The organism is Hymenobacter siberiensis, from assembly GCF_018967845.1.
Classification (GTDB): Bacteria; Bacteroidota; Bacteroidia; order Cytophagales; family Hymenobacteraceae; genus Hymenobacter; species Hymenobacter siberiensis.
This window is the reverse complement of record NZ_JAHLZZ010000001.1, coordinates 1,175,066-1,199,887: the sequence shown is the minus strand read 5'-3', so window position 1 is coordinate 1,199,887 and position 24,822 is coordinate 1,175,066. Positions and strand designations below refer to the sequence as shown.

Here is a 24,822-nt window from a genome sequence, read left to right as displayed (position 1 = left end):
CGACGATGAAACTCACCATTTCTCCTAAATTCGCCAGCAGCGCGCTGCTGCTTACCCTCGGCCTGCTTTCGGCCAGCTGCGGCAAGAAGTTTCTGGACGAGTCGCCCTCCGACCAGGTGACCGACGCCAACTTCTACAAAACAACCACCGACGCCATTCAGGCCACCAACGCTATCTATAGCGAGTTGGGTAAGGGCGGGCAGTACAACTATGCCCTGTGGGGCATCGGCGACATTGGCTCCGATATTTCCTACACCGGCGGCGGCGGGGGCGGCGACGGCATTGAGCAGCAGCAGCTCGATAACTACAACATTCCGGCCACCAACCCGCTCACTTCGCGCCTGTGGGGAGGCTGCTACATCGGCATTGGCCGGGCTAACATTGTGCTCCAAAAGGTGCCGGCCATGCAGATTGACCCGGCCATTCAGGCCCGCTCCATTGGCGAGGCCGAGTTCCTGCGGGCCAAGTACTACTTCGACCTGGTGCGGGCTTTCGGCGATGTGCCCCTGCTCACCACGCCGCCCACCACGGTGGCCGAAGTGAACGTGCCCCGCACACCGGTAGCCCAGATTTACCCCGTAATTGAGAAGGACCTGCTCGACGCCATTACCAAGCTGCCGGCCTCGTATAGCGGCGATGAGCTGGGCCGCGCCACCAAGTGGGCCGCCGCCGGCCTGCTGGCCAAGGTGTACCTCACCGAGGGCAAAATGGCGGAGGCTGCCACTCAGGCGCGCACCGTCATCAACAGCAGCGGCAAGAGCCTGTGGGCCAACTACGGCGACAACTTTAAGGTAGGCAACGAGAACGGCAAGGAGTCGCTCTTTGAGGTGCAGTACGTGGCGGGCCGCAACCAGTACACGTTTGATGGCCTGGGCTTTGTGGGCAACGAGTTCTTCGGGCCCCGCGGCCAGGGCATTGTGCCCCAGGGCGGCTACGGCTTCAACATTCCCGAAGACGCCTTTGTGGCCGGCTACGAAACCGGCGACCTGCGCCGCGACGTGACCATCTGGAAGCCCGGCGACGCCTACCCCGACGGCCGCACCCAGCCGGCTTCGCTGCCGGGCTCGCCCCGCGGCTACGGCTGCAAAAAGTGGTTTATCGGCAAGGTGAATACCAACGTCTGGGACTCGGAGCTGAACATTGCGGTGCTGCGCCTGGCCGAGATGTACCTGATTATGGCCGAGGGCGTGGGCCCCACGGCCGAGGGCCTGGAGGCCATCAACAAGGTGCGCCGCCGCTCGTTTGGAGAGGCTGTTGGCACGGCTGGCCCGCACGATTTGGCCGCCGGCCTGAGCGCCACGGCCTTCAAAACCGCCGTGTGGCGCGAGCGCAAGTACGAGCTGGCGTTCGAAAACGACCGGTGGTTCGATATGAAGCGCACCGGCGAGCTGCTGCAGTACACGGCCAAGGGCGTGAAGCCCTTCAACATTGTGCTGCCCGTTCCGCAGTCGGAGCGCGACGTGAACCCCGCCCTCACGCAAAATACTGGCTATTAAATGACCGCCGGGCCGGCGGCCTCCCCGCTGCCGGCCCCAGGCATCTCACCCCTCTCCTTTGAATTCCCATGAAAAATATACTTCGTACCGCCGTGCTGGGCGTGCTGATGACGCCCCTGCTACTGACTTCCTGCAAGAAAGCCGGCGACGATAGCAAGCTCGAAGGCCCCGTGCCCACCTCCACCTTTACCTCCCAGGTCAACACCACCGAGTTTCCGACCGTGGTGTCCTTCACCAGCACCAGCACCGCCGGCTTTCTCTACCAGTGGAACTTCGGCGATAATTCCATCGCCTCGGGGCCTACCGTGATGCACACCTACCCCCGCGGCGGCTCCTACCAGGTAGAGCTGACCACGGCCGGCCGCGGCGGCACCGGCATCTCGGCCAAGCAGACCGTGACCATTGCCGACCCCTGTGCCAATGCCACCTTCAGCAAGGTGGTGAACTGCGCGGGCAGCGGCATCCGGGTATGGGCGTTTTCGAGCCAGCCCGGGGCCATTGTGCGGGAAACGGCCGGTGGCGTGCCCATTTCGACCTCCACCACGCTACCCGCCTGCCAGCTCGACGACCAGTTTTCGTTCAGCAGCGCGTTTACCATCAACTACAACAGCGCCGGCCAGACCTTCCAGAACGGAGCCTGCGGCGCTTCGCTGAACTTCGCGACCGACTTCGTGTTCCGGCCCAATGCCAGCGGCAACCCGCAGATTGTGCTGAAAGGCAAAAAGACCTTCCTGGGCCTCACGGACTCGGTGGTGAACAAAACCTACGACGTACTGGAAGCCACTGATACCCGCCTGCGCCTGCGCGGCACCAACCCCGACGGTACCCGCACCACCCTCACCTTCGCGCCCTACGATGCCACGGCCCCCTATAAGCTGCTGCTCACCGGCGGCTCTTCCAAAACGTGGCTGCTGGACAATGCCGCCGACGCCCCCATTGTGGTAGGCACCGAAGCCGCGCCCACCTCCTACTTTGCCGGCGTGCTAGCCGGGCAGCTGCCCGCCTGCCAGTCCGATGACGAGTACAAGTTCTCGAACACCAACATTTTCTCCTACGATGCCAAGGCCGAAACCTTCTCGGCCAATGGCTACTCCTGCCAGGCTCCCCAGACGGGCACCTCGCCCTTCGTGTTTGGGCCGTCGGCCGGTACGGGGCTAGCGCAGTTCACCCTCACGCGGATGGGTGCCTTCATTGGCGCTACCGATGCCTCCGTCACCGAGCGGGTGTACCGCATCCTGTCCATCGATGCCCAGCACATGGTGCTGCGCGCTGGCAGCGGCCTCAACGGCGGAACCGTATTCACCATTAAGCTGGTTGCTAAATAGCTGAATATCGGTTTTTTATTCAGATAGAACCACTTTATTACCGTATTGCTTATGTTTAAATTAACCCCAGCTAGCCGCCGCAGCTTGTACCTCAGCACCAGCCTGCTGCTGGCGCTGAGCATGGCCGCCTGCACTGAAAAAGGCAGCAGCTTTACACCGGCTCCCACTACCCCAACGACTCCGACCACCGCCGCCAACGAGGACGCCCGCGCCTACGCCGACTACACGGACCTCATCTGGAGCGACGAGTTTACCGGCGGTGCCCTCGACCAGAGCAAGTGGGCCTATGAGCTGGGCGGCGGCGGCTGGGGCAACAATGAGCTACAGACCTACACCAACTCGGCCGACAACGTGTACCAGGCAGGCGGCAGCCTCGTCATTCAGGCCCGGGGGGCGGCGGGTTCCTACACCTCGGGGCGCCTCGTGACCAAGGGCAAGCAGAGCTTCCAGTTTGGCCGCATCGATGTGCGCGCCAAGCTGCCCAAGGGCAAGGGCGTGTGGCCCGCCATCTGGATGCTGGGGGCCGATATCGACCAGAATAACTGGCCCCGCTGCGGCGAAATCGACATCATGGAGCTGCGCGGCAGCCAGCCCCAGCAGTTCCTCTCGACCATGCACTTTGGCAACAGCGTGCCCGACCACCGCTACAAAGGCACCACCCAGGTGATGAACATGGACCTGTCGGCCGATTTCCACATTTACTCCATGGTGCGCAGCAAAGACCAGATGCGCTTCTTCGTCGACGGGCAGCAGTACTATGCCTTCACCGGGGCCGACGCCAGCCCTTACCCCTTCAACTATCCATTTTTCGTGGTGCTGAACGTAGCCATTGGTGGCGATTTCGATGGCAACCCCGACGGCTCTACCGCTTTCCCGCAGCAGATGCAGGTGGACTACGTGAAGTACCTGCAATACAAGTAATTGCCTGGCCATCGACCCTGCCCCGATGGTTTCTACCCTTTACTACGGTCACTCCGGCCGGAGCTTTGGTGAGTTCTCCGCCGGACTGGGCGTTGGCTGCCGGTCCAGTGGGCTGGCGGCCAATTGGGTTTTCTTTTCCTGTGCCCGTTTTGGGCCGGGCACTTCTCCCCGCAACTTTTCAATAGCATGATTTCTACGCTATTTACCGGCCTGCTGCTATTAGGCAGCCCATCCAAAACCGGCCCGCCCACGCCCCCGGCCACGCCCCGCTACACCTTCAGCAAGCTGGCCTGGGCCGACGAGTTCAACTACAGCGGCCTGCCCGATTCCACGAAGTGGACCTACGACGTGGGCGGCTCCGGCTGGGGCAATAAGGAGCAGCAGTACTACACCAAAAAGCGCCGCGAAAACGCCCGCGTGGAAAACGGCCACCTCGTGGTGGAAGCCCGCAAGGAGGCCCTGATGCCCGGCAACGACTATACCTCCGCCCGCCTGGTATCGCGGGGCAAGGGCAGCAGCCAGCTCTACGGCCGCTTCGAGATTCGGGCCCAAATTCCCGGCGGGCGCGGCACCTGGCCCGCCATCTGGATGCTACCCGACAAGAACCCCTACGGCAACCACGGCTGGCCCGACAACGGCGAAATCGACATCATGGAGCACGTGGGCTACGACCCTAACGTGATTCACGCCACCACCCACTGTAAGGCCTACTACTTCCGCATCAACACCCAGAAAACGGGCATCACCAAGCTGCCCGATGCCACCTCGGCCTACCACGTGTACGCCATGGAGTGGACGCCCGAAACCATCACGGCCTACATCGATGGCCAAATCTATTTCGCCCACCGCAACGAGGGCACCGGCTGGGAAACCTGGCCCTGGGACCAGCCCTTTCACCTGCTGCTCAACGTGGCAGTAGGCGGCGAGTGGGGCGGCCTGAAGGGCGTGGACGAAGCCGCATTCCCCCAGCAGATGCTGGTGGATTACGTGCGGTTCTATGAGATGAAAAAGGCCTCCTGAGCATCAGCTGTCATCCGGAATGACAGCTGGCGCTCAGCATAACGGGCTATTACCAAGCAATAAGCCACTTCCTACCCATCTACCACCGCTTTCCCGGCAACGGGCTTCTCGTTTCCCAATCAATTTTTCCCACATTTTCACCAATTCTCACATGAACAGCTTTACTCGTTTGCTGAGTACCGCAGCGCTGCTGACCTGCGCCACGGCGGCTTCAGCCCAGACCCTGTACGACAACTTTGAAAATACCCGGCTGGTGAGCTACCCCATAGTGGAGGGTACGCTGGTGCAGAACGCGGCCAACCCCGGCAGCAACCCTGTGAACACCAGCAGCATCTGCGCCAGCTACGCCCGGGCCGCCGCCGCCCAATACGCGGTGCTGGTGGTGAAGCCCAACAACGCCCGCATGGACAACGTGACCGCCTATACCACCGGCGGTGCCAAGCGCATCAGCGTGAAGTTCCGCAGCCCCGCTGCGGGCGTGACGGTAGGCGTGGTGTTGCAAAACAGCCGCTTGAACACGGCCAACTACCCTACCGGTAAGTTCGGCACCGAATACACGGCTGTGACCACCGTAGCCAACGCCTGGGAGGTGCTCACCTTCACCCCCAGCCCGGCCGGCGCGGGTAACTTCGACGCCAGCGTGACGGTGACCGACATCGACCAGATGCTGTTTCAGGTGGCCCCCAACTCCAACAACTCGGCTACCTATTTTCTCGACGACATTATGGGCCCAGAGCTGCTGGCCGTGGCTCCGCCCAATAATCTGGCCGTGCGCCAGCTCTATGACAACTACGATGGTACCCGCGTCATCAAGTACATTGGTGGCTCCAAAACATCGGGTGGGCTGAAGCTGGATACGCTGAACAATTCGGTAAGCGCCGGCAACACCAGCGCCCGCGTGGCCCGCTACACGCGCTCAACCAACCAATACGACGTGCTGGTGATGCAACCCCGGGGCGCGGCCCTGGCCGACGTAACCAACTTCAAAAGCACCACCGCCACCGCTCTGCACATGACCCTGAAGGTATTTAGTGTGGCTCCAGGCGTGCTCTACCAGATTACGCTGCAGGACTCGACTGTGGCCGGTGCCACCAACTATCCGGCCGGCCGCAACTCGGAGTACACCGCCACCACCACCGTTACCAACGGCTGGGAAAACCTGAGCTTCAACTTTGTAAACGCACCCAGCGCCACGGCCAATACCAGCATAAACGAGATTGTGCTGCTGGTGGCGCCCAACACCACCACCCGCCGCAAGGTTTACCTCGACGATTTTTACGGCCCTAGCCTGGTTGGTTTCGTGCCCACCGCCACCCGCACCATCAGCACCGATTTTGCCGCTTTCGCCCCGGCCTACCCCAACCCCACCTCGGGCCTCACGCAGCTGCCCTTCAGCCTGCAGAAGCCGTCGGTAGTGAGCCTGGCCGTGTTTGACAACCTCGGCCGCCGCGTGGCCCAGCTCATCAACGGTGAGCCCCGCGCCGCCGGCCAGTTCACCGCCGAGCTGAACGCCGCCAAGCTGGCCCCCGGCCTCTACACCTGCCGCCTCACCGTGGACGGCATGAGCCTGACCCGCCCGCTGAGCGTGGAATAGGTTCGCTTGATTGCCTGAACTACAAAGCCCTCGCCGGAACCGACGAGGGCTTTTTCATGCGTTTGAAGGTAGCATAACGAGAAGAAAAGAACGTCATGCCGAGCGTAGCCGAGGCGTCTCGCGTGCTACCACTAATCCTGACGATTGGATTGCTAATGCACGCGAGATGCCTCGGCTACGCTCGGCATGACGTTCTGAGGTTGTTCATAGAACCAACGTAACCCTGGCGTACTTTGGGCTATGTCTGATTTCCGATTGCGCGTGTTCGAGGCCGTGGCCCGACACCTGAGCTTCACCAAAGCGGCCCGGGAGCTGTTCGTAACGCAGCCCGCCGTCACCAAGCACATCCACGAGCTAGAGAAGCACTACGGCCAGCGCCTGCTGGAGCGGCGCGGCAACCGCGTGGCCCTCACCGAAGCCGGCCGCCTGCTCCAGAGCCACGCCGAAGCCGTGGCCGCCGCCGACCAGCTTCTCGCCGACCAGCTCCTGACCCTGCGCGACCCCGACGAAGCCGCCGGCCGCCTGCGCCTGGGCGCCAGCACCACCCTGTGCCAGTACGTGCTGCCGGGCCTGCTGCCGGCCTTTCAGGCCCGCTACCCCAACGTGCAGCTCACCCTGGCCAACGCCAATTCCGAGCACATTGCCGAAACCCTGCTGCGCGGCGAGCTGGACCTGGCCTTCGTGGAAGGCCGCTCCCGCAGCCGCGACCTGCACTACGAGCTACTGCTCCCCGATGAGTTGGTGGCCGTGCGCCGCGCCACCCCCGCCGGCCCGCCGGCCACGCCCCTGCTCCTGGCCGAGGCGCTGGCCCACCCGCTGGTGCTGCGCGAGCGCGGCTCGGGCACGCTGGAGGTGCTGGAGTTTGCCCTGCGCGAGCTAAAAATCAAGCTCAGCACCCTGCAAGTAGCCTTTTTTTTTGATAATACCGAAGCCATCAAAGGCTACCTCGAAGCCGCACCCGATGCGCTGGGCTTCGTATCGCGCCGGGCACTTGCCCGGGAGCTCACCGCCGGCCGGCTCGAAATCGTGCCCATTGTGGGCCTGCATCTGCCCCGGCAGTTTGAGGCGGTGTGGGTGCAGGGCAAGCAGCTACCCCGCGCCGCGCAGCGGTTTCTCAGCTTCGCCCAGCAGCAGTTGAAGCAGTTGTCATAACTACTGGTAATCTGAGATTACCTTTTTCAATTACCCCTGCGACTGGCTAAGTCGTAAATTTGAGGCACCTAATCTGCTGCTTCATGGCCCCTCCCACCCTGCCACCATCTACCCCGCCTGCCCCGCCAGAAACGGCCGAGTCGGCGGTAGCCACCGGCTTTTTCCGGCACTTGCACACGCCGCATCTGGTGGCGGGCTACCCGGTTACGGGGCGGCAGGTGGTATTTGGGGTGCTACTGGTGTTCTGCCTCACGCCCTGGGCCTCGCCGCCGGTAGCGCTGGCGCTGGGCCTCGTGCTGGCCCAGACGCTGGGCAATCCCTTCGCCAGTGAGACCAAGGCGGCCACGGCCAAGCTGCTGCAATACTCGGTGGTGGGCCTGGGCTTCGGCATGAATGCTCACGCGGCGGTGCAGGCCGGGCGGACGGGCCTTTTGTTCACGGTAGTGTCCATTCTCGGCACACTCATTCTAGGGTATTTCGCGGGGCGCTGGCTGGGACTGGGCAGGCGCGTCACGCACCTTATTTCGTGCGGCACCGCCATTTGCGGGGGCTCGGCCATTGCGGCCGTGGGGCCGGTGCTGGGGGCCAAGGACGAGGAAATTTCGGTGGCGCTGGGCACAGTGTTCGTGCTCAATGCCATTGCGCTGTTTACCTTCCCGCCCATCGGCCACGCCCTGGCCATGACGCAGCAGCAGTTTGGCCTGTGGTGTGCCATTGCCATCCACGACACGTCCTCGGTGGTGGGCGCGGCCAAGGTCTACGGCGACCAGGCCCTGCAGGTAGCTACCACCGTGAAGCTGGCCCGCGCCCTCTGGATTATCCCGGTCAGCATCGGCACAGCACTTATTTTCAAGCAAAAAGGTGTCAAAATCAAGATTCCCTATTTCATCTTCGGCTTCATCGCGGCCATGCTGCTGAATACCTACGTTCCCGCATTGCACCCGCTGGGCCCGGTGCTGGTGGCGCTGGCCAAAATCGGTCTCACACTCACGCTGTTCTTCATCGGGGCGGGGCTATCGGCCAAAACGGTGCGTGCGGTGGGGGCCCGGCCCTATTTGCTGGGCGTGTTGTTGTGGGTGGTCATTTCGAGCGCGTCGCTGTATGTGATTCTGCACACGGTGGCGTAGAACGGTCATACCCGGCTACACCAGCAGCGCCAGGAAATCGGGCTGGCCGTTCAAATACTCAAAATCAAAGCCCTCTGCCCCCATGCAGGCTTTGATGGCCTCCACGTCATGGGACCGTTTCACTTCGATACCGACGAAAACGGGGCCTTTCTCCCGGTTATCTTTTTTGATGTATTGGAAGTGAATGATGTCGTCGCCCTCGGCCAGCACCTGGTTCACGAAGCAGCGCACCGGGGGCTTGGTTGAAATTCACCATGAAGTAGTGTTTCAAGCACTGGTATTTGGCGGCGCGCTCCTTGATATCCTCCATGCGGGTGATGTCGTTGTTGGAGCCGCTCACCACGCATACCACGGTTTTACCCGCGATGCGGTCGGCAAACTGGTGCAGGGCTGAGATGGTGAGCGTGCCGGCCGGCTCCAGCACGATGCCTTCCTCGTTGTACATCTTCAGCAAATCGAGGCAGACCTGGCCTTCCGGCACCAGCACTACCTCGTCGAGCAGTTCGCGGCACAGCGCATACGTGAGCTGGCCGGGGCACTTCACCGCCGCGCCGTCCACGAAGCTGTCGATGCTGGCCAGCGCCGCATGCTGCTGATTGCGGATTGCATCGTGCATGAAGGACGCGCCCAGGGGCTGCACGCCAATGAGCTTGGTACCTGGGCTCAGCAGCCGGAATACGCTGCCCACGCCCGCCGTCAGCCAGCCCCCGCCGATGGGCAGAAAATAGTAATCGATGGGTCCGGTGGTGGCTTTCAGGATTTCCAGCCCCACAGTGGCCTATCCTTCCACAATAGCCAGGTCATCGAAGGGGTGAATAAAGGTGCTGCCCCGCTCGTCGCTGAACTCCCGGGCGGCCCGGAACGAATCATCGAAGCTGGCCCTGGTGAGGATGACCTCCACGTATTCTTTGCCGAAGAGACGCACCTTGTCCACCTTCTGGGCAGGCGTTTGGGCGGGCATGAAAATGTAGCCTTTCAGGCCCAACAGCTGGCAGGCGTAGGCCACGCCCTGGGCGTGGTTGCCGGCGCTGGCGCACACAATCTCGCGCTCACCGGCAATGGGCGACAGCGTGCTCATCTTGTGGTAGGCCCCGCGAATCTTGTAGGAGCGCACCACCCTGCAAATCATCCCGCTTGAGCAGCACCGTGGCGCCGTAGAGGCGCGAGAGGCCGTGGTTTTGCAGCAGCGGCGTCTTGTAGATGACGTGCTTGAGGTTGCGCGCCGCCCGCTCCACGTTTTTGAGCAGCACGGCGGGCGGGGCGGCGGCGGCGTTGGGCATAGCAATGGAAATCGTTGGGATAAAAAAGAACGTCATGCCGAGCGCAGCCGAGGCATCTCGCGTGGGATAGTAATCCAATCATCAGGATTAGTGGTGGCACGCGAGATGCCTCGGCTGCGCTCGGCATGACGTTCTGGGGTTGTTCAGCAGAACCGTTCCAAATTGGTCGTTCTGCCGGGTCGTTCAACGACGAGACGCGAAGTGTCGCGTCTCTACCTCGCCTACGCCTCTACCTTTTCCGCCGCCTTGGAACGCAGCTGGCGCACCGTGGCACCAGTCGCCCACAGCTCCGACTCGCGCACTTCCTTCAGCTCCGCGTCCAGCTCGGCGCGGTAGTTGGGCGTGGTGCCGCGCTCGATGGTGCGGCGGGCTTCCGCGCCGCTGGCCACACTGTCGTACAGCTCGTTGAGCACCGGCAGGGTGGCTTCGCGGAAGCGGCCTTTCCAGTCCAGCGCCCCGCGTTGGGCGGTTACCGAGCAGTTGGCAAACATCCAGTCCATGCCGTTTTCGCCCACCAGCGGCACGAGGCTCTGGGTGAGCTCCTCCACGGTTTCGTTGAAGGCCTCGGAGGGCGAGTGGCCGCGCTGGCGCAGCACCTGGTACTGGGCCTCGATGATGCCGGCCAGGGCGCCCATCAGCACGCCGCGCTCGCCGGTGAGGTCGGAGTACACCTCCTTCTTGAAGTCGGTTTCAAATAAATAGCCCGAGCCCACGCCAATGCCCATAGCAATGGCCTTCTCCCAGGCCTTGCCAGTGGCGTCCTGGAACACGGCGAAGGATGAATTCAGCCCGCCGCCGGCCAGGAACAGGCGGCGCAGACTGGTGCCGCTGCCCTTGGGCGCCACCAGAATCACGTCCACATCGGCGGGCGGAATGATGTTGGTCTGGTCGTTGAAGGTGATGCCAAAGCCGTGCGAGAAGTACAGCGTTTTGCCGGGCGTGAGCTTGCTCTTGAGCATGGGCCACAGGGCAATCTGGCCGGCATCAGACAGCAGGTTGCAGATGATGGTGCCACGCTCGGCGGCTTCTTCCAGCGAAAACAGGGTTTCGCCCTCCACCCAACCGTCGCGAATGGCGCGGTCCCACGAAGGCGTGCCCTGACGCTGGCCCACAATGACGTTGAAGCCGTTGTCGCGCATGTTCAGAGCCTGGCCCGGCCCCTGCACGCCGTAGCCGATAACGGCGATGGTTTCGTCTTTGAGGTATTCCAGCGCCTTTTCAAGCGGGAATTCGTCGCGGGTGATAACGGTTTCGTCTACGCCACCGAAATTAATTTGTGCCATGGGGTTAAGGGATGTAGCGCGGACTTTTCGTCCGCGCCGGGGTTAAAAGAATATCGTTTTACTCGCGGACTGAAAGTCCGCGCTACATCGTAAACACCGCGTCGCGGCTGTTCAGGAACTCGTTTTCGGCCACGTCCTCGCTGGGCTCGCGGCGCTCGAAATCGCGCAGCTTGTGGTTGAAGCCGTCGCTGGCCTTGATGATGGCGATGCGGGCGCTGCGCACAAACTCAATGAGCCCGTACGGCTGCAAAACCTTGATTAGCGCATCGGTTTCCTCGCGGTGGCCGGTCGTTTCAAACACCGTATAATCTTTGCGAATGACCACGGCGCGGGCCCCGTTTTCGCGCAGCAGACGCTCGACGGAGGCTTTTTCGGCAATCACATCGGTAGGCACTTTATAGAGGGCCATTTCCTGCCAGATTACGTCGGCGTTGGTGTTGTAGTATACTTTCAGCACCTCCACCTGCTTTTCAATCTGGCGGGCCAGCTTGCTCACCACTTCCTCGGTTTCGGTGATGACGATGTTGAAGCGGTGGATGCCTTCGATTTCCGAGGGCGACACGTTCAGGCTCTCGATGTTGATTTTGCGGCGCGAGAAAATAATGGCAATGCGGTTGAGCAGTCCCACTTGGTTTTCGGTGTAGGCCGTGATGTTGTATTCCTGGCGGTCAGGTTGGTGAGACATGGTTTCTGGGGAAATACTGACTTAATGGAACGTCATGCAGAGCGGAGGCGCAGCCGCAGTCGAAGCATCTCGCGTGCTTCAACTAATCCAATCGATTGAATTACTACCCCAAGCGAGATGCTTCGACTGCGGCTGCGCCTCCGCTCTGCATGACGTTCTTTTTTCGTTGTTCTATCGGTTATTAACGCAGCCTTATTTCCGCCACGCTGCACCCCTGCGGCACCATCGGGAAGATGTTATTCTCCTTCGCCACCAGCACCTCCAGCAGGAAGGAGCCGGGCTGCTCCAGCATCTGCCGCAGTGCGGGTTGCAGCTCGTCGCGAATTTCCACGCGCCGCCCGGCGATGCGGTAGCCGGCCGCTACGGCCACGTAGTCGGGGCTTTGGATATCCACGAAGGAGTAGCGGCGGGAGTTGAACAGCTCCTGCCACTGCCGCACCATGCCCAAGAAGCGGTTGTTGAGGATGATGATTTTCACATCAACCCCGGTCTGCATGATGGTGCCCAGCTCCTGAATGGTCATCTGCACGCCGCCGTCGCCGATAATGGCCACCACCGGCCGCTCGGGCGCGCCGAATTTGGCCCCGATAGCGGCCGGCAGCGCAAAGCCCATTGTGCCCAGTCCGCCGCTGGTGATGTTGCTGCGGGTATGGTTGAATTTGGCGTAGCGGCAGGCCACCATCTGGTGCTGCCCTACGTCGGTCACGATGATGGCCTCGCCGCCGGTCAGCTCGTTGAGCTGTTGCAGGACCTCGCCCATGGTCAGTTCCTCGCCCGTCGGAAACAACTCGTCGTTTATCACGGCGGACACCTCCTCGGCCATGTAGTCCTGGAAGCGCTGGTGCCATTCGGGATGCGTTTTCGGCTCGATGAGGGCAGTGAGCAGCGGCAGGGTTTCCTTGCAGTCGCCCCACACGGGCACGGTAACGGCCACGTTTTTATCGATTTCGGTGGGGTCGATGTCGAGGTGAATCACCTGCGCTTGCTTGGCGTACTTATCCAAGCGGCCAGTCACGCGGTCATCGAAGCGCATGCCAATGGCGATGAGCACGTCGCACTCGTTGGTGAGCACGTTGGGACCATAGTTGCCGTGCATGCCCAGCATGCCCACGTTTAGCGGGTGGTCGGTGGGCAATGCGCCCGCGCCGAGGATGGTCCAGGCAGCCGGAATGCCACTTTTTTCGATGAAGGCTTTAAACTCTGCCTCGGCTCTCCCCAGCACCACGCCCTGGCCCCAAAGCACGAACGGCTTTTTAGCCCGGTTGATAAGCGCCGCCGCCTCGCGGATGTACTCAGGCCGCACGATGGGCACTGGCCGGTAGCTGCGAATGTGCGTGCACGGCGCGTACGGCGCAAAATGAAAGGCTTGCAGCTGGGCGTTTTTGGTGATATCAATCAGCACCGGGCCGGGCCGGCCGCTGCGCGCGATGTAGAAAGCCTTGGCCAGCGCCTCGGGAATTTCCTCGGCCTTGGTCACCTGGTAGTTCCACTTCGTGACGGGCGTGGTGATGTTGATGATGTCCGTTTCCTGAAACGCATCGGTGCCCAGCAAGTGCGCGAACACCTGCCCCGTGATGCAGACCAGCGGCGTGCTATCAATCTGCGCATCGGCCAAGCCCGTGACCAGGTTGGTCGCGCCCGGCCCGCTGGTGGCAAACACTACCCCCACCCGCCCCGAGCTGCGCGCATACCCCTGCGCCGCGTGAATACCGCCCTGCTCGTGCCGCACCAGCACGTGGTTCAGCCGGTCGTTGAAGTCGTATAGCGCGTCATAAATCGGGATGATGGCCCCGCCGGGATAGCCGAAAATGGTGTCCACGCCCTCGGCCAGCAGGATATTCAGCACCGCCTCGGCACCCGTGGAGTTAGGCGCGGTTACTTCCGGGGCGGTGAGCACGGTGGTTTCCGGCTCGGCGGTGAGCACGGTGGTTTCCGGCTCGGCGGTGGCGGTGGTGGGCTCGTTGATTAACATGGGGTTGAGCTTAAAACGGCGCGACAGGGTCACCTCACCCCCTGACCCCCTCTCCAAAAAAGAGGGAGCACCGGTCCGTGAGGACGATTTTTCGCGCGGATTTATTAGGAGCATTTCCGGTGCCCCCTCTTTTTTAGAAAGGGGCCGTGCCCGGCAGGGGTCAGGGGGTGAGGTTGACGGGGAGGACGACCTCCTCCAGCAAATCAGTGATACACCCATGGCTGGCGTCGCTCACGGTGCGGATGTATTTCAGCAGCACGCCCTGACGCACGTTGGGGCGGGGGCGCTGCCACTGGCTCCGGCGCAGCTCCAGCAGAGCGGATTCAATTTGAATATCAATGGTATTAGCGGCGGCATCGAGGATAATCCAGTCGCCGTTTTCGACCAGGGCGATAGCGCCGCCATCGTAGGCCTCGGGGCAGACGTGGCCGACCACGAAACCGTGGGTACCGCCCGAAAACCGGCCGTCCGTAATCAGGGCCACCTTATCGCCCAGCCCGGCCCCGATGATGGCCGAAGTCGGCTTCAGCATTTCGGGCATGCCCGGCCCGCCCTTCGGCCCCACGTAGCGAATCACGACCACCTGCCCGGCCTTAATACTACCCTGCGTGATGCCCTCGTTCAGTGCCTCTTCCGAGTCAAACACGTTGGCCGAGCCTTCAAAGCGTAGTCCTTCTTTGCCCGTGATTTTGGCCACCGCGCCGCGCGGGGCGAGGTTACCGTAGAGAATCTGGATATGGCCGTCGGCTTTGATGGGGTTATCCAGCGGGCGCAACAGGTCCTGCTCGGGGCCCAGGGGTTTCACGTCGGCCAGGTTTTCGGCCAGGGTTTTACCGGTTACGGTCAGCAGGTCGCCGTGCAGCAGACCGGCGTCGAGCAGGGTGCGCATCACGGCGGGCACGCCGCCCAGGGCCGAGAGGTCCTCCATGAGGTACTTGCCGCTGGGCTTGAGGTCGGCCAGCACCGGCACGCGGTTGCTCACAGCCTGGAAATCTTCCATGCTCAGCGGCACTCCGGCGGCGTGGGCAATGGCAATGAGGTGCAGCACCGCATTGGTCGAACCGCCCAGGATGGTGATGACTACCAACGCATTATCGAACGCCTCGCGCACCAGAATGTCGCGGGGCTTGATGTCGCGCTCCAGCAGCCGGCGCAGGTAGGCCCCGGCATCGAGGCATTCCTGATTTTTCTCCACGCTCACGGCGGGCAGCGACGACGAGAACGGCACGCTCATGCCCATCGCCTCGATGGCGGCAGCCATGGTGTTGGCCGTGTACATGCCGCCGCAGGCCCCCGGCCCGGGACAGGCATTGTGAATGATGCCGCTGTAGTCCTCGTCCGAAATCTCCCCCTGCAGCTTCTTGCCATAGGCCTCAAAACACGATACAATATTGAGCTGCTGCCCCTTGAACCTGCCGCCCTTGATGGTGCCGCCGTACACCATCAGGCTGGGCCGGTTGAGCCGCGCCATGGCGATGAGCGCGCCGGGCATGTTCTTGTCGCAGCCCACCACCGTGGCCAGGGCGTCGTAGTTGTGCGCGCCCGCCATGGCCTCAATGGAGTCGGCAATAATCTCGCGCGATACCAGCGAAAACCGCATGCCCGGCGTGCCGTTCGTAATGCCGTCGCTCACGCCGATGGTGTTGAAGCGCAGCCCCACCAGCCCCTGCGCCTGCACGCCGATTTTCACGCCGTCGGCCAGCGCATCCAGGTGCATGTTGCAGGTGTTGCCCTCGAAGCCCGTGGAGCAGATACCCACGAACGGCTTACGCAAATCCGCATCCGACAGCCCCGAGCCGATGAGCATGGCCTGCGAAGCCGGTAAGCTGTCGTCCTGGGTGTAGATGCGGCTGTATTTATTGAGAATCATGTTAGGGTATTGGGGAATCGTGTGTCATGCCGAGCGCAGCCGAGGCATCTCGCTTGCATCGTTCAACGATTGAGTTTCTATTGCACGCGAGATGCCTCGGCTGCGCTCGGCATGACGGTCTTTTTTGTTGTTCTGCTTTCGTTCTTCTAAGCAGTCTGCGCAACCAGCGCGCCGGTCACCAGCGCCCGGTAGCGCTCGGCCAGTTGGGCCCCCAGCGTCTCGGAAAACGGCAGGCTGAATTCCAGCTCATCAATGGCGGCGATGCCCACGACTTCGGCGGCGGTACCGGTGTAGAATGCGCCGGTGGCGCCCTGTAGCTCATCGGGGGTGAAGAATTTTTCGGTGACCGAAATGCCGGCTTCGCGGGCCAAGTCAATAATGGTGTTGCGGGTGATGCCGCGCAGGATGCTGCCCTGCGGCGCGGTGAATAACTCGCCGTTTTTCTCGAAGAAGAAGTTGGCGCCTGGGCCCTCGGCCACGTAGCCGTTCATGTCCAGCAACAGGGCTTCGTCGAAGCCACGGCCCTTGGCTTCGGAGCTGGCAATGATGGAGTTGACGTAGTGGCCCGATACTTTGGACTCGATGGGAACGGCCTTGGGGTTGGGGCGCTGGTAGGGCGAGATGCTCAGGCGCAGGCTCTGGTCGCCGAGGTACTTGCCCCAGTCCCACACGGCAATAAGCAGGTTGCTGCTGCTGGCGTGCTTCAGGGTCATGTTGGGTTCGCCGGCGTACACCAAGGGGCGGATATAAGCGTCGGCCAGGCCGTTTTTCTCCAGCAGCTGGTAGGTGATGCTGGTCAGTTCCTCCACCGAGTAGCTGAACGGCAGGCCGATGCTGCGGCAGGAGTAGTGTAGCCGCTCGTAGTGCTCCTCGGCCTTGAAAATGCGGGTGCCGGCCGGCGTGGCATACGACCGAATACCCTCGAAAACGGCATAGCCATAGTGCAGCGACTGGGCGTAGGCACTCACCCGGGCGGCTTCGGCTTTGATGAATTCGCCGTCGACAAAGGCCAGGGTATCGGGGTTAAAATACATACTTCTGAAAAACGTTTAAGAGTTAGGAAATCAATAAAAAAGCCCTTCTGAGCGCGGGGCTTAGAAAGGCTTTTGCTAGGTTGCAACAAGCTGTTCCTACGCGCCCCGCGGGCCAGGAATAATGACAGTAAAGACCAGTAGGAGGTTTTTCATAGGTGAGTTTCTGGCAAGTTGAACGTCATGCAGAGCGCAGCGAAGCATCTCGCGTGGGGTAGTAATTCAACCGTTAGAAAAGGGTTAGTGGTGGCACGCGAAATGCTTCGCTGCGCTCTGCATGACGTTTCTTTTTCCCTCCATTAACCATCAAATAATCGTGCTCACGCCGATTTCCACGTTGTTCTTGTTCCACTGCTTTTCGTTGGAATCGGCAATCCAGAAGGCGATGTAGTTGCCTACTTCCTCGGTGGTGTAGGGAGCATTTTGATTCAGCTCGGGCGTCAAAATGCCGTTGTTCAGGGCTTCGTCCACGGCCTCGCGCACCAGGGCGGCTTCTTCGGGCAGCTCGAGGTGCTCCAGCAGCAGGGCGGCCGATAGAATGGCGGCAATGGGATTGGCGATGCCCTTGCCCCTGGCCTGCGGATATGAGCCGTGAATGGGCTCGAACAGCGCCACCGCCTCGCCTACCGAAGCCGAGGGCAGCAGGCCCATGGAGCCGGCAATGACCGAAGCCTCGTCGGAGATAATATCGCCGAACATGTTCTCGGTCAGAATCACGTCGAACTGCGTGGGGTTGAGGATGACCTGCATGGCGGCGTTATCCACGAAGAGGTAATCGACCGTCACTTCAGGGTACTGGCTGGCCATGGCGCGCACTTCCTCGCGCCAGAGGCGGGAGGTTTCGAGCACGTTGGCCTTATCCACCAGCGTGAGATGCTGGCGGCGGCCGGCAGCGGCCTGAAACGCCAGGTGCGCGATGCGGCGGATTTCGGTACGGCTGTAAGTACAGTGGTCGTAAGCACCTTCGCCATCGGCAGTGCGGCCCTTATCGCCAAAATAAATCCCGCCCGTCAACTCGCGGAAGATGACCATGTCGGTGCCCTGAATACGCTCTTTTTTGAGGGGCGAATGGGCCAGCAGCACATCGTAGGCCGTAACGGGGCGGATGTTGGCGAACAGGCCCAGCTCCTTGCGCAAGCGCAGCAGGCCCTGCTCGGGGCGCACTTTGGCGCTGGGGTCGTTGTCGTACTTGGGGTCGCCGATGGCCCCGAGCAGCACGGCATCAGCGGCGCGGCAGGCGTCGAGGGTTTCGTCGGGCAAGGGGTTGCCGGTGGCGTCGATGGCGCAGGCACCCATCAGGTGCGAGCTCAGGTCGAAGTGGTGGTCGAACCGTTCGGCTACGGCTTCGAGCACCTTCACGGCTTGCCGGCACACTTCCGGGCCGATACCATCGCCGGGCAATATGGCTATTTTCTTGCTTACCATCATCCTAATTATTTACCAGTTCCAGGTTCGGGTTTGTTCGTAGGCTTCGATGGCCGGCTTCTGGCTCACCAGATAGTCGATGTCGTCGTAGCCGTTAATCAGGCATTCCTTTTTGTAGGCGTCGAGGTCGAAGTGAAAACTGTCGCCGGTGGCAGGCACGTACAGCGTCTGCTCGGGCAGGTTCACCACGAATTGCGTGTCGGCATTCTGCTCTACCAGCGCGAAAAGCTGGCTTAGCTCCTCATCGGTCACTTGCAGGGGCAGCAGGCCGGTATTCAGCGCGTTGCCGCGAAATATATCGGCGAAGTAGCTCGAAATGACTACCCGAAAACCGGCGTCGTACAGCGCCCAGGCAGCGTGCTCGCGGCTGGAGCCACAGCCGAAATTCTTGCCCGCCAGCAGTATCTGGCCGGCGTAGCGTGGGTTATTGAGCACGAAATCCGGCTTGGGCGAGCCGTCGGCATTGCGCCGCCAGTCGCAGAACAAGTTTTCGCCGAAACCATCGCGCGTGGTCGCCTTCAGGAAACGGGCCGGGATAATCTGGTCCGTATCGATGTTTTCGAGCGGCAGCGGCACGGCGGCCGAGTGCAGGGTCTGGAATTTTTCCATTATGCTTGAACCGTTGGCACGTCATGCAGAGCGCAGCGAAGCATTTTGCCCGCTTCGTTGCAATTGCATTGATTACTAATGAGGTAAAGATGCTTCGCTGCGCTCTGCATGACGGTCCTTTTAATAACGTTCTTATCTAGTTCAAATACTGCGTGATATCCACAATCCGGCCCTGCACCGCCGTAATCGCGGCCACTAGCGGACTCGCCAGCAGCGTGCGCGACCCCGGCCCCTGCCGCCCTTCGAAGTTGCGGTTCGAGGTGGCCACGCAGTAGGCCCCGGCAGGGATTTTGTCCTCGTTCATGGCCAGGCAAGCGCTACAGCCGGGCTCACGCAGCTCGAAGCCGGCATCGGCCAGAATCTTGTCGAGGCCCTCAGCAATGGCCTGCTGCTCCACCTGCTTCGAGCCGGGCACGATGATGGCCTCGACGTGGCCGGCCTTCTGCTTGCCCTGTACGTAGGCCGCCACCGCCCGCAAATCCTCGATGCGCGAGTTGGTGCAGCTGCCGATGAACACGTAGTTGATTTCCTTGCCCAGCAAGGATTCGCCACGCTTAAACCCCATGTACTGCAGCGACTTATCGAAGCTCTCAGCTTCGCTGGCGGGTACTTCGCTGGGGATGTGGCCGTTCAGGGCGATGCCCATGCCGGGGTTGGTACCGTAGGTAATCATCGGGGTGATGGTCGCCGCGTCGAAATGATGCGCAGCATCAAAAACCGTGTCGTCGTCCGAATACAGTGTTTTCCAGTAGGCCACGGCCTGGTCCCAGGCGGCTTCCTTGGGGGCATAGGGGCGGCCCTCCACGTAGGCAAACGTCGTTTCGTCGGGCGCGATGAGGCCGCCACGGGCACCCATTTCGATGCTCATGTTGCAGACCGTCATGCGGCCTTCCATGCTCAGGGCGCGCACGGCGCTGCCGGCATACTCTACGAAGTAGCCGGTAGCCCCGCCGGTGCCGAGCCTGGATATTACATAAAGAATCAAATCTTTGGCCGTTACGCCGGGCCGCAACTCGCCGTCCACGGCAATGCGCATACGCTTGGGGCGGCTCAAGAGCAGGCACTGAGTGGCCATCACCTGGGCCACCTGGCTGGTACCGATGCCGAAGGCCACCGCGCCGAATGCGCCGTGGGTGGACGTGTGACTGTCGCCGCACACGATGGTGGTGCCAGGCAGCGTGAGCCCCAGCTCCGGCCCGATGACGTGCACGATGCCCTGCCGGGCGTGGCCCAGGCCGTACAATTCCACGCCGTACTTGGCGCAATTCGCAGTCAGCTTGTCTACCTGCGAGCGGCTCAGCGGCTCCTCGATGGGCAGGTGCTGGTTGCGGGTGGGCACGTTGTGGTCGGCCGTAGCGAGGATGCGCGCCGGGCGGAACAGCGGCAGGTCGCGGGCATCGAGCTCGTCAAATGCCTGCGGGCTGGTCACCTCGTGGATGAGGTGGCGGTCGATATACACGATGTCCAGGCCGCCGGACGCAGTTTTCACTACGTGCGCATCCCAGATTTTATCGAACAAGGACTTGGCCATTGGTTGGGGGAGGAAGGAAAAAAGAGGCTTAACGAGTAGTGGATTCAGTGAAATCGGCGGTAGTGGGTGCTACTTGCTGACTCATGGCGGCGGCGTAGCTAATCCAATCGGCGCAGCGCTGGGAGTGCGCTGCCGGTTGTTCGGGTTGGTGGTTTTCGGTGGCAGGCGTGAGGCTGATGTAAGGGGTTTCGGAGATAGTCATATCAGTCAGCAGTAACGAGTTTTTCCTGTTCGACCAGCATATGCAGGTCATTATCCACCACCTCGCGCTGACGGTCGGCCAGCTCCATGAAGCGGATGTAAGCTTTGTTCAAAGCAACTTTTTCGAAATCGTAACCCAGCTTCTGGAGGCGGTAGGCCAGGGCGGCGCGGCCGGAGCGGGCGGTGAGCACGATGGACGAATCGGCCACGCCGACTTCCCGGGGGTCGATGATTTCGTAGGTTTCGCGGTGCTTGATGATGCCGTCCTGGTGGATACCGCTGCTGTGCGAGAAGGCATTGGCGCCCACAATGGCCTTGTTGGGCTGCACGGGCATGGTCATGAGGTGCGAAACCATGGCCGAGGTTTCGGCCAGCAGGCGGGTGTTGATGTTGGTGTGCAGGTTGAGGGAGGGGTGCTGGCGCAGAATCATCACTACTTCCTCCAGGGCCGTGTTGCCGGCACGCTCGCCCACGCCATTTATCGTGCATTCAATCTGGCGGGCGCCGTTCATCACGCCGGCAATGGAGTTGGCGGTGGCCAGGCCCAGGTCGTTGTGGCAGTGCGTGGAGAGGCGCACGTTGTGGATGCCCGTCACGTTCTCGTGGAGGAATTTGATTTTCGCGCCGTATTCCTGGGGAAGGCAGTAGCCGGTGGTGTCGGGGATGTTGAGGACGGTGGCCCCGGCCCGGATGGCGGCCTCGCACACGCGGGCCAGAAACTCGTTGTCGGTGCGGCCGGCATCTTCGGCGTAGAATTCCACGTCTTCCACGAAGCTTTTGGCCAGCTTCACGGCCGCAATGGCGCGGGCCAGCACGTCCTCTCGCGTGGTGCAGAGCTTGTGCTGAATGTGCACATCGGACGTGCCGATACCGGTGTGGATGCGCGGGTAGCGGGCCGGGCGCAGGGCCTCGGCGGCCACGCGAATATCGTTTTCGACGGCCCGCGACAGGCCGCAGACGGTGGCTTCGCGGGTCTGGGCGGCGATGGCCTGCACGGAGGCAAAATCGCCGGGGCTGGACACCGGGAAACCGGCCTCGATGACGTCGACGCCGAGCTGTTCGAGCTGCCGGGCAATGAGAAGCTTCTCGTCGCGGTTTAGCTTGCAGCCCGGCACCTGTTCGCCGTCGCGGAGCGTGGTATCGAATATCTGGATTTGCTGGGTTGGCATACGATAATAGCCCGAAACGAAAGGCTGTAGTGGTGAATAGGTCGGCAAGAACCGCCCTACGCTCGCGCTGCAAAATCCTGTTTTCGGAAATTATACTATTTCCAAAAGCCGGATTTCATCAAACAACCATTTATCTATCAGCTACTTGCTTTCTCATTCCATACAATGCCTACCAAAAGCCAGGAGCCCGTATTTCAGTTAATTAAGTCCCTGACGCGGACCGAAAAGCGCCATTTCCGGCTGTTTACCAACCGGGCGGGGGCTAGCGAGGACCTCAAATTCCTGCTGCTTTTCGATGCCCTCGACGCGCTGGATACGGCCGACGACGCCGCCGTGCTCGCCCAGGTTCCCAGCCTGAAGCGCGTGCAGCTGGCCAATCTCAAGGCCAACCTCTACCGCCAGATTCTGGCCAGTCTGCGCGTGTACCACGCCGGCCAGAACCCCGATATTCAGCTCCACGAGCAGCTCGACTACGCCCGCGTACTCTACAACAAGGGCTTCTATCAGCAGGCCCTGCGCATGCTGGAAAAGGTGAAGCAGGGCGCGCGCCAGGCCGAAATGCCGCACATTGTGCTGCTGGCTCTCGATTTTGAGAAGCTGATTGAAAGCCAGTACATCACCCGCAGCCTGAAGGACCGGGCCGATACCCTCACCGCCGAAGCCACCGACACCGTGGCCCACCTGGCCAATCAGCATGCGCTCAGCAATGCCTCGCTGCGGCTGTATGGGCTGTACCTGAAAGCCGGGCACGCCCGCAACCGGGCCGACCACGAGCACATCACCGCATTTTTCCGGGATAATCTGCCGCCGCAGGTGCACAGCGAGGGTGGCTTTTTCGAGAAGCTCTACTTCTACCAAGCCCACGTGTGGTACCACACGCTCGACCAGGATTTTCGGGCCGGCTACCGCTACGCCCAGAAGTGGGTGGACCTGTTTGAGGCCGCGCCGCACATGAAAGAGCTGCAAACCATGCTCTATATCAAGGGATTACACAATTTGCTGGCCTCACTGTATAACATGTTGTACTACAGCAAATTCAAGCAGGTATTGAATACCCTCGAAGAGTTTTCGGCCAACCAGACCCGCCGTAGCAGCCCCAACACCGAAATCCTGCTCTTCCAGTACCTCTACACCAACCGCATCAACGCCTACTTCCTCGAAGGCCGCCTCACCGAGGGCCTGACTATTATCCCCGACCTGCTGGAGCAGCTGGAGCGCTACAAGCCGCAGCTCGACCTGCACCGCACGCTGGTGCTGTACTACAAAATCGCGAGCCTGTATTTCGGCAGCGGCGAGTTCGGGAAGGCCATTGAATACCTGAACCTGATTATCCAGCACAAGGAACTGAGTCTGCGCGAGGACCTGCAATGCTTCGCCCGCATCCTGAACCTGATTGCCCACTACGAGGCCGGCGACGATGCCAGCCTGGACTACCAGATTCGCTCGGTGTACCACTTTCTGGGCAAGATGGACGACCAGCAGCCCATGCAGGTCGAGATTTTTCGGTTTCTGCGCACCGTGGGCAGCATTGCGCCGCATCAGGTGCGCGAGGCGTTTATCCGGCTGCGCGATAAGCTCATCGTCATCGCCGCCACGCCCTACGAGAGCCGGCCGTTTCTGTACCTCGACATCGTGTCGTGGCTCGACAGCAAGATTGAGGGCGTGCCGGTGCAGGAGGTGATGCGCCGGAAATTTAGGGGTATGAAATAACCTCCTGCTGGCGCAAGCCGCCCCTGTCCCTGCCGGGCGCGACCGCTACTCCTGCACCAGGCGCAACGCCTGATGCAGAGCACCTTGCCGGAGCTGCACCAGATAAATACCCGGGCGCAGACTGGCGGCCTCGTTCAGTACCAGCGTGGTGCTGCCCGGCACCAGCACGAGTTGGCGTTGCGCCACCATGTGGCCGCGGCAATCGTTCAGCTGCAGTATCGCGGGGCCGGCCAGGGCCACATCCAGCTGCACACTGAAACCGTTCCAGGCCGGATTTGGATATGCCCGTAACTGCAGTGGCGAGCCCGTGGCTGGTACACCAGCCACCGTGCGAACGGGTGAGTAGATAACCGCCCCGTTGCTATCCACTTGCTTCAGCCGGTAGTACACTGCCGGGGCATACTGGCCCAGGTGCGCATCGGTCCACTGGTAGGCGTAGGGGAAGGTGCTGGTACCATGGCCTGCCACTCGCCCCACCTCGGCGAACGTGCGGCCATCGGCGCTGCGCTCCACGGCGAAGTAGTCGTTATTTTTTTCCGACGCGGTGGCCCAGCTCAGCTGCGCGGCAACGCCCTGCCGCTCCGCCACAAAGCGCGTGAGCTCTACCGGCAAGGGGCCAACATAAGGCAGCTCGGTATTGCTGACCTGGTTATTGTCCAGATTGATGGCCCCTGCCTTCGATAGCGCTTTGCCCAGCAACGTCGCTCCGTCTGCAAAGCTGATGGCCCCGGCCGGCGTGGCAATTACGGTACCCCTGAAAATCGAAATACCACCGGCGAAGGATACGGCCCCGGCCATGCGCCAGTACACATTGTCCAGCGTGGCACCGTTTATCAGCAAAACCCGGTAGGGAGAAGTAGTCGTGAACGCCCCGCCCACCTTAAAAATAAACAGCGGATTAATCTGCCCTAGGCCATCGAGAATCACGTCGCCGGATAAGGATACCGCACTGGGTATATTGTATACGCCCGGCGTAATAACCAGTCCTCCCATCGTGCTTGGCAGAGCCACCGGGCTATCAACATACGCTTCTATCTGGGCAACGGCCGCATCTATATCGTCGGCTACCTGGAGCAAGGTGGCGGCATCTAATTCGTGCTGAGCGGGCTGGATTCCTACCGGAGCATTATAGACCGGGTTAAAGCCAGTATATCCGCCGGTGTGCGTACCAAGCCGGCCGGTAATGATTGATTGGGTAGTGGAGTTGTTATCGCCCATAGCACCGGTGCGGGTGAACAGGCAATAGCCAGCCGCGCTGCGCATATTGATTGTTTGGGCCAAAACGATGTTTGCAGAAAAACAGCCCGCTATGAGCAGTGCAGCTAGTAGAAGTAGTCTTCGCATGGATGCTCAAGTAGTACGTAAATTAATTATACCCATGGCAAAAGCGCTTTTTTGCATGGTGCTGAGCAATTGCGAAA

The 24,822-nt window shown here is 61.4% G+C and carries 21 protein-coding genes and 1 pseudogene; 8 read left to right on the top strand and 14 right to left on the bottom strand.

Annotation, left to right across the window (positions count from 1 at the left end; all coding sequences use genetic code 11):
* Window positions 1–5: 5 nt before the first annotated feature.
* The 7 genes from KQ661_RS05105 (at window position 6) to KQ661_RS05075 (ending at window position 8,635) form a co-directional block, all read left to right on the top strand.
* On the top strand, window positions 6–1,496 hold the full coding sequence (locus KQ661_RS05105) for a RagB/SusD family nutrient uptake outer membrane protein (protein WP_216685830.1): 1,491 nt from the start codon (window positions 6–8) through the stop codon (window positions 1,494–1,496).
* Window positions 1,497–1,564: 68 nt separating this feature from the next.
* The gene (locus tag KQ661_RS05100) at window positions 1,565–2,821 is read left to right on the top strand and encodes a PKD domain-containing protein (RefSeq protein ID WP_216679648.1); all 1,257 of its coding nucleotides are present in this window, start codon (window positions 1,565–1,567) and stop codon (window positions 2,819–2,821) included.
* A gap of 51 nt (window positions 2,822–2,872) precedes the next feature.
* Window positions 2,873–3,742 carry a glycoside hydrolase family 16 protein gene (locus KQ661_RS05095; RefSeq protein ID WP_216685829.1) on the top strand — a complete coding sequence of 290 codons (870 nt, stop codon included), beginning with the start codon at window positions 2,873–2,875 and terminating at the stop codon, window positions 3,740–3,742.
* A gap of 186 nt (window positions 3,743–3,928) precedes the next feature.
* Complete coding sequence (locus tag KQ661_RS05090) at window positions 3,929–4,762, top strand: glycoside hydrolase family 16 protein (protein WP_216685828.1); 834 nt, start codon at window positions 3,929–3,931, stop codon at window positions 4,760–4,762.
* Window positions 4,763–4,913: 151 nt separating this feature from the next.
* Entirely contained in the window at window positions 4,914–6,356 is a 1,443-nt protein-coding gene (locus KQ661_RS05085; protein ID WP_216685827.1) for a T9SS type A sorting domain-containing protein, read from the top strand.
* Window positions 6,357–6,596: 240 nt separating this feature from the next.
* On the top strand, window positions 6,597–7,508 hold the full coding sequence (locus KQ661_RS05080; protein WP_216685826.1) for a LysR substrate-binding domain-containing protein: 912 nt from the start codon (window positions 6,597–6,599) through the stop codon (window positions 7,506–7,508).
* 83 nt (window positions 7,509–7,591) lie between these two features.
* Window positions 7,592–8,635 (top strand): YeiH family protein, encoded by a 1,044-nt coding sequence (locus KQ661_RS05075; RefSeq protein WP_216685825.1) that lies wholly within the window; start codon window positions 7,592–7,594, stop codon window positions 8,633–8,635.
* Between the two features lie 15 nt (window positions 8,636–8,650).
* On the opposite strand, the gene KQ661_RS21940 is transcribed toward KQ661_RS05075, so the two are convergent.
* The 13 genes and pseudogenes from KQ661_RS21940 to KQ661_RS05020 all read right to left on the bottom strand — a co-directional run bounded on the left by KQ661_RS21940 (window position 8,651) and on the right by KQ661_RS05020 (window position 21,691).
* Window positions 8,651–8,845, bottom strand: coding sequence for a hypothetical protein (locus tag KQ661_RS21940; protein WP_317196146.1), 195 nt, complete (start codon window positions 8,843–8,845; stop codon window positions 8,651–8,653).
* Window positions 8,793–9,713 (bottom strand): annotated as a pseudogene (locus KQ661_RS05070) (pyridoxal-phosphate dependent enzyme). Before KQ661_RS05070 ends, KQ661_RS21940 begins: the two are co-directional and overlap by 53 nt.
* Complete coding sequence (locus tag KQ661_RS21935; RefSeq protein WP_235726926.1) at window positions 9,685–9,993, bottom strand: hypothetical protein; 309 nt, start codon at window positions 9,991–9,993, stop codon at window positions 9,685–9,687. The pseudogene KQ661_RS05070 and the gene KQ661_RS21935 overlap by 29 nt, the downstream one beginning before the upstream one ends.
* A 143-nt stretch (window positions 9,994–10,136) precedes the next feature.
* Window positions 10,137–11,198 carry a ketol-acid reductoisomerase gene (ilvC, locus tag KQ661_RS05065; protein WP_216679642.1) on the bottom strand — a complete coding sequence of 354 codons (1,062 nt, stop codon included), beginning with the start codon at window positions 11,196–11,198 and terminating at the stop codon, window positions 10,137–10,139.
* An 82-nt stretch (window positions 11,199–11,280) separates the two neighbouring features.
* Window positions 11,281–11,883 carry an acetolactate synthase small subunit gene (ilvN, locus tag KQ661_RS05060; RefSeq protein ID WP_216679641.1) on the bottom strand — a complete coding sequence of 201 codons (603 nt, stop codon included), beginning with the start codon at window positions 11,881–11,883 and terminating at the stop codon, window positions 11,281–11,283.
* A 181-nt stretch (window positions 11,884–12,064) separates the two neighbouring features.
* Complete coding sequence (gene ilvB, locus KQ661_RS05055) at window positions 12,065–13,855, bottom strand: biosynthetic-type acetolactate synthase large subunit (RefSeq protein WP_216685824.1); 1,791 nt, start codon at window positions 13,853–13,855, stop codon at window positions 12,065–12,067.
* 160 nt (window positions 13,856–14,015) lie between these two features.
* A complete protein-coding gene (ilvD, locus tag KQ661_RS05050; protein WP_216685823.1) occupies window positions 14,016–15,725 on the bottom strand; it encodes a dihydroxy-acid dehydratase in 1,710 nt (569 codons plus the stop codon).
* Window positions 15,726–15,871: 146 nt separating this feature from the next.
* Window positions 15,872–16,759 (bottom strand): branched-chain amino acid transaminase, encoded by an 888-nt coding sequence (locus KQ661_RS05045; RefSeq protein WP_216679638.1) that lies wholly within the window; start codon window positions 16,757–16,759, stop codon window positions 15,872–15,874.
* Window positions 16,760–17,062: 303 nt separating this feature from the next.
* A complete protein-coding gene (leuB, locus tag KQ661_RS05040; protein WP_226915724.1) occupies window positions 17,063–18,184 on the bottom strand; it encodes a 3-isopropylmalate dehydrogenase in 1,122 nt (373 codons plus the stop codon).
* 9 nt (window positions 18,185–18,193) lie between these two features.
* Entirely contained in the window at window positions 18,194–18,790 is a 597-nt protein-coding gene (gene leuD / locus KQ661_RS05035) for a 3-isopropylmalate dehydratase small subunit (RefSeq protein ID WP_216679637.1), read from the bottom strand.
* Between the two features lie 136 nt (window positions 18,791–18,926).
* Window positions 18,927–20,321, bottom strand: a complete 1,395-nt coding sequence (gene leuC / locus KQ661_RS05030; protein ID WP_216679636.1) for a 3-isopropylmalate dehydratase large subunit — start codon at window positions 20,319–20,321, stop codon at window positions 18,927–18,929.
* Between the two features lie 28 nt (window positions 20,322–20,349).
* Window positions 20,350–20,523, bottom strand: a complete 174-nt coding sequence (locus KQ661_RS05025) for a hypothetical protein (RefSeq protein WP_216679635.1) — start codon at window positions 20,521–20,523, stop codon at window positions 20,350–20,352.
* Window position 20,524: 1 nt separating this feature from the next.
* A complete protein-coding gene (locus tag KQ661_RS05020) occupies window positions 20,525–21,691 on the bottom strand; it encodes a 2-isopropylmalate synthase (protein ID WP_216679634.1) in 1,167 nt (388 codons plus the stop codon).
* A 165-nt stretch (window positions 21,692–21,856) separates the two neighbouring features.
* On the opposite strand from KQ661_RS05020, the gene KQ661_RS05015 reads away from it, so the two are divergent.
* On the top strand, window positions 21,857–23,401 hold the full coding sequence (locus KQ661_RS05015; protein WP_216685822.1) for a hypothetical protein: 1,545 nt from the start codon (window positions 21,857–21,859) through the stop codon (window positions 23,399–23,401).
* Between the two features lie 45 nt (window positions 23,402–23,446).
* Here KQ661_RS05015 and KQ661_RS05010 read toward each other — a convergent pair whose 3' ends face one another.
* On the bottom strand, window positions 23,447–24,682 hold the full coding sequence (locus tag KQ661_RS05010) for an ice-binding family protein (RefSeq protein WP_216685821.1): 1,236 nt from the start codon (window positions 24,680–24,682) through the stop codon (window positions 23,447–23,449).
* Window positions 24,683–24,822: the final 140 nt, after the last annotated feature.

Excerpts from the sequence above, each read along its gene's own strand:
- KQ661_RS05105 (WP_216685830.1), top strand. The coding sequence starts at position 6 with ATGAAACTCACCATTTCTCCTAAATTCGCCAGCAGCGCGCTGCTGCTT.
- KQ661_RS05100 (WP_216679648.1), top strand. The coding sequence starts at position 1,565 with ATGAAAAATATACTTCGTACCGCCGTGCTGGGCGTGCTGATGACGCCC.
- KQ661_RS05095 (WP_216685829.1), top strand. The coding sequence starts at position 2,873 with ATGTTTAAATTAACCCCAGCTAGCCGCCGCAGCTTGTACCTCAGCACC.
- KQ661_RS05090 (WP_216685828.1), top strand. The coding sequence starts at position 3,929 with ATGATTTCTACGCTATTTACCGGCCTGCTGCTATTAGGCAGCCCATCC.
- KQ661_RS05085 (WP_216685827.1), top strand. The coding sequence starts at position 4,914 with ATGAACAGCTTTACTCGTTTGCTGAGTACCGCAGCGCTGCTGACCTGC.
- KQ661_RS05080 (WP_216685826.1), top strand. The coding sequence starts at position 6,597 with ATGTCTGATTTCCGATTGCGCGTGTTCGAGGCCGTGGCCCGACACCTG.
- KQ661_RS05075 (WP_216685825.1), top strand. The coding sequence starts at position 7,592 with ATGGCCCCTCCCACCCTGCCACCATCTACCCCGCCTGCCCCGCCAGAA.
- ilvC (WP_216679642.1), bottom strand. The coding sequence starts at position 11,198 with ATGGCACAAATTAATTTCGGTGGCGTAGACGAAACCGTTATCACCCGC.
- ilvN (WP_216679641.1), bottom strand. The coding sequence starts at position 11,883 with ATGTCTCACCAACCTGACCGCCAGGAATACAACATCACGGCCTACACC.
- ilvB (WP_216685824.1), bottom strand. The coding sequence starts at position 13,855 with ATGTTAATCAACGAGCCCACCACCGCCACCGCCGAGCCGGAAACCACC.
- ilvD (WP_216685823.1), bottom strand. The coding sequence starts at position 15,725 with ATGATTCTCAATAAATACAGCCGCATCTACACCCAGGACGACAGCTTA.
- KQ661_RS05045 (WP_216679638.1), bottom strand. The coding sequence starts at position 16,759 with ATGTATTTTAACCCCGATACCCTGGCCTTTGTCGACGGCGAATTCATC.
- leuB (WP_226915724.1), bottom strand. The coding sequence starts at position 18,184 with ATGATGGTAAGCAAGAAAATAGCCATATTGCCCGGCGATGGTATCGGC.
- leuD (WP_216679637.1), bottom strand. The coding sequence starts at position 18,790 with ATGGAAAAATTCCAGACCCTGCACTCGGCCGCCGTGCCGCTGCCGCTC.
- leuC (WP_216679636.1), bottom strand. The coding sequence starts at position 20,321 with ATGGCCAAGTCCTTGTTCGATAAAATCTGGGATGCGCACGTAGTGAAA.
- KQ661_RS05025 (WP_216679635.1), bottom strand. The coding sequence starts at position 20,523 with ATGACTATCTCCGAAACCCCTTACATCAGCCTCACGCCTGCCACCGAA.
- KQ661_RS05020 (WP_216679634.1), bottom strand. The coding sequence starts at position 21,691 with ATGCCAACCCAGCAAATCCAGATATTCGATACCACGCTCCGCGACGGC.
- KQ661_RS05015 (WP_216685822.1), top strand. The coding sequence starts at position 21,857 with ATGCCTACCAAAAGCCAGGAGCCCGTATTTCAGTTAATTAAGTCCCTG.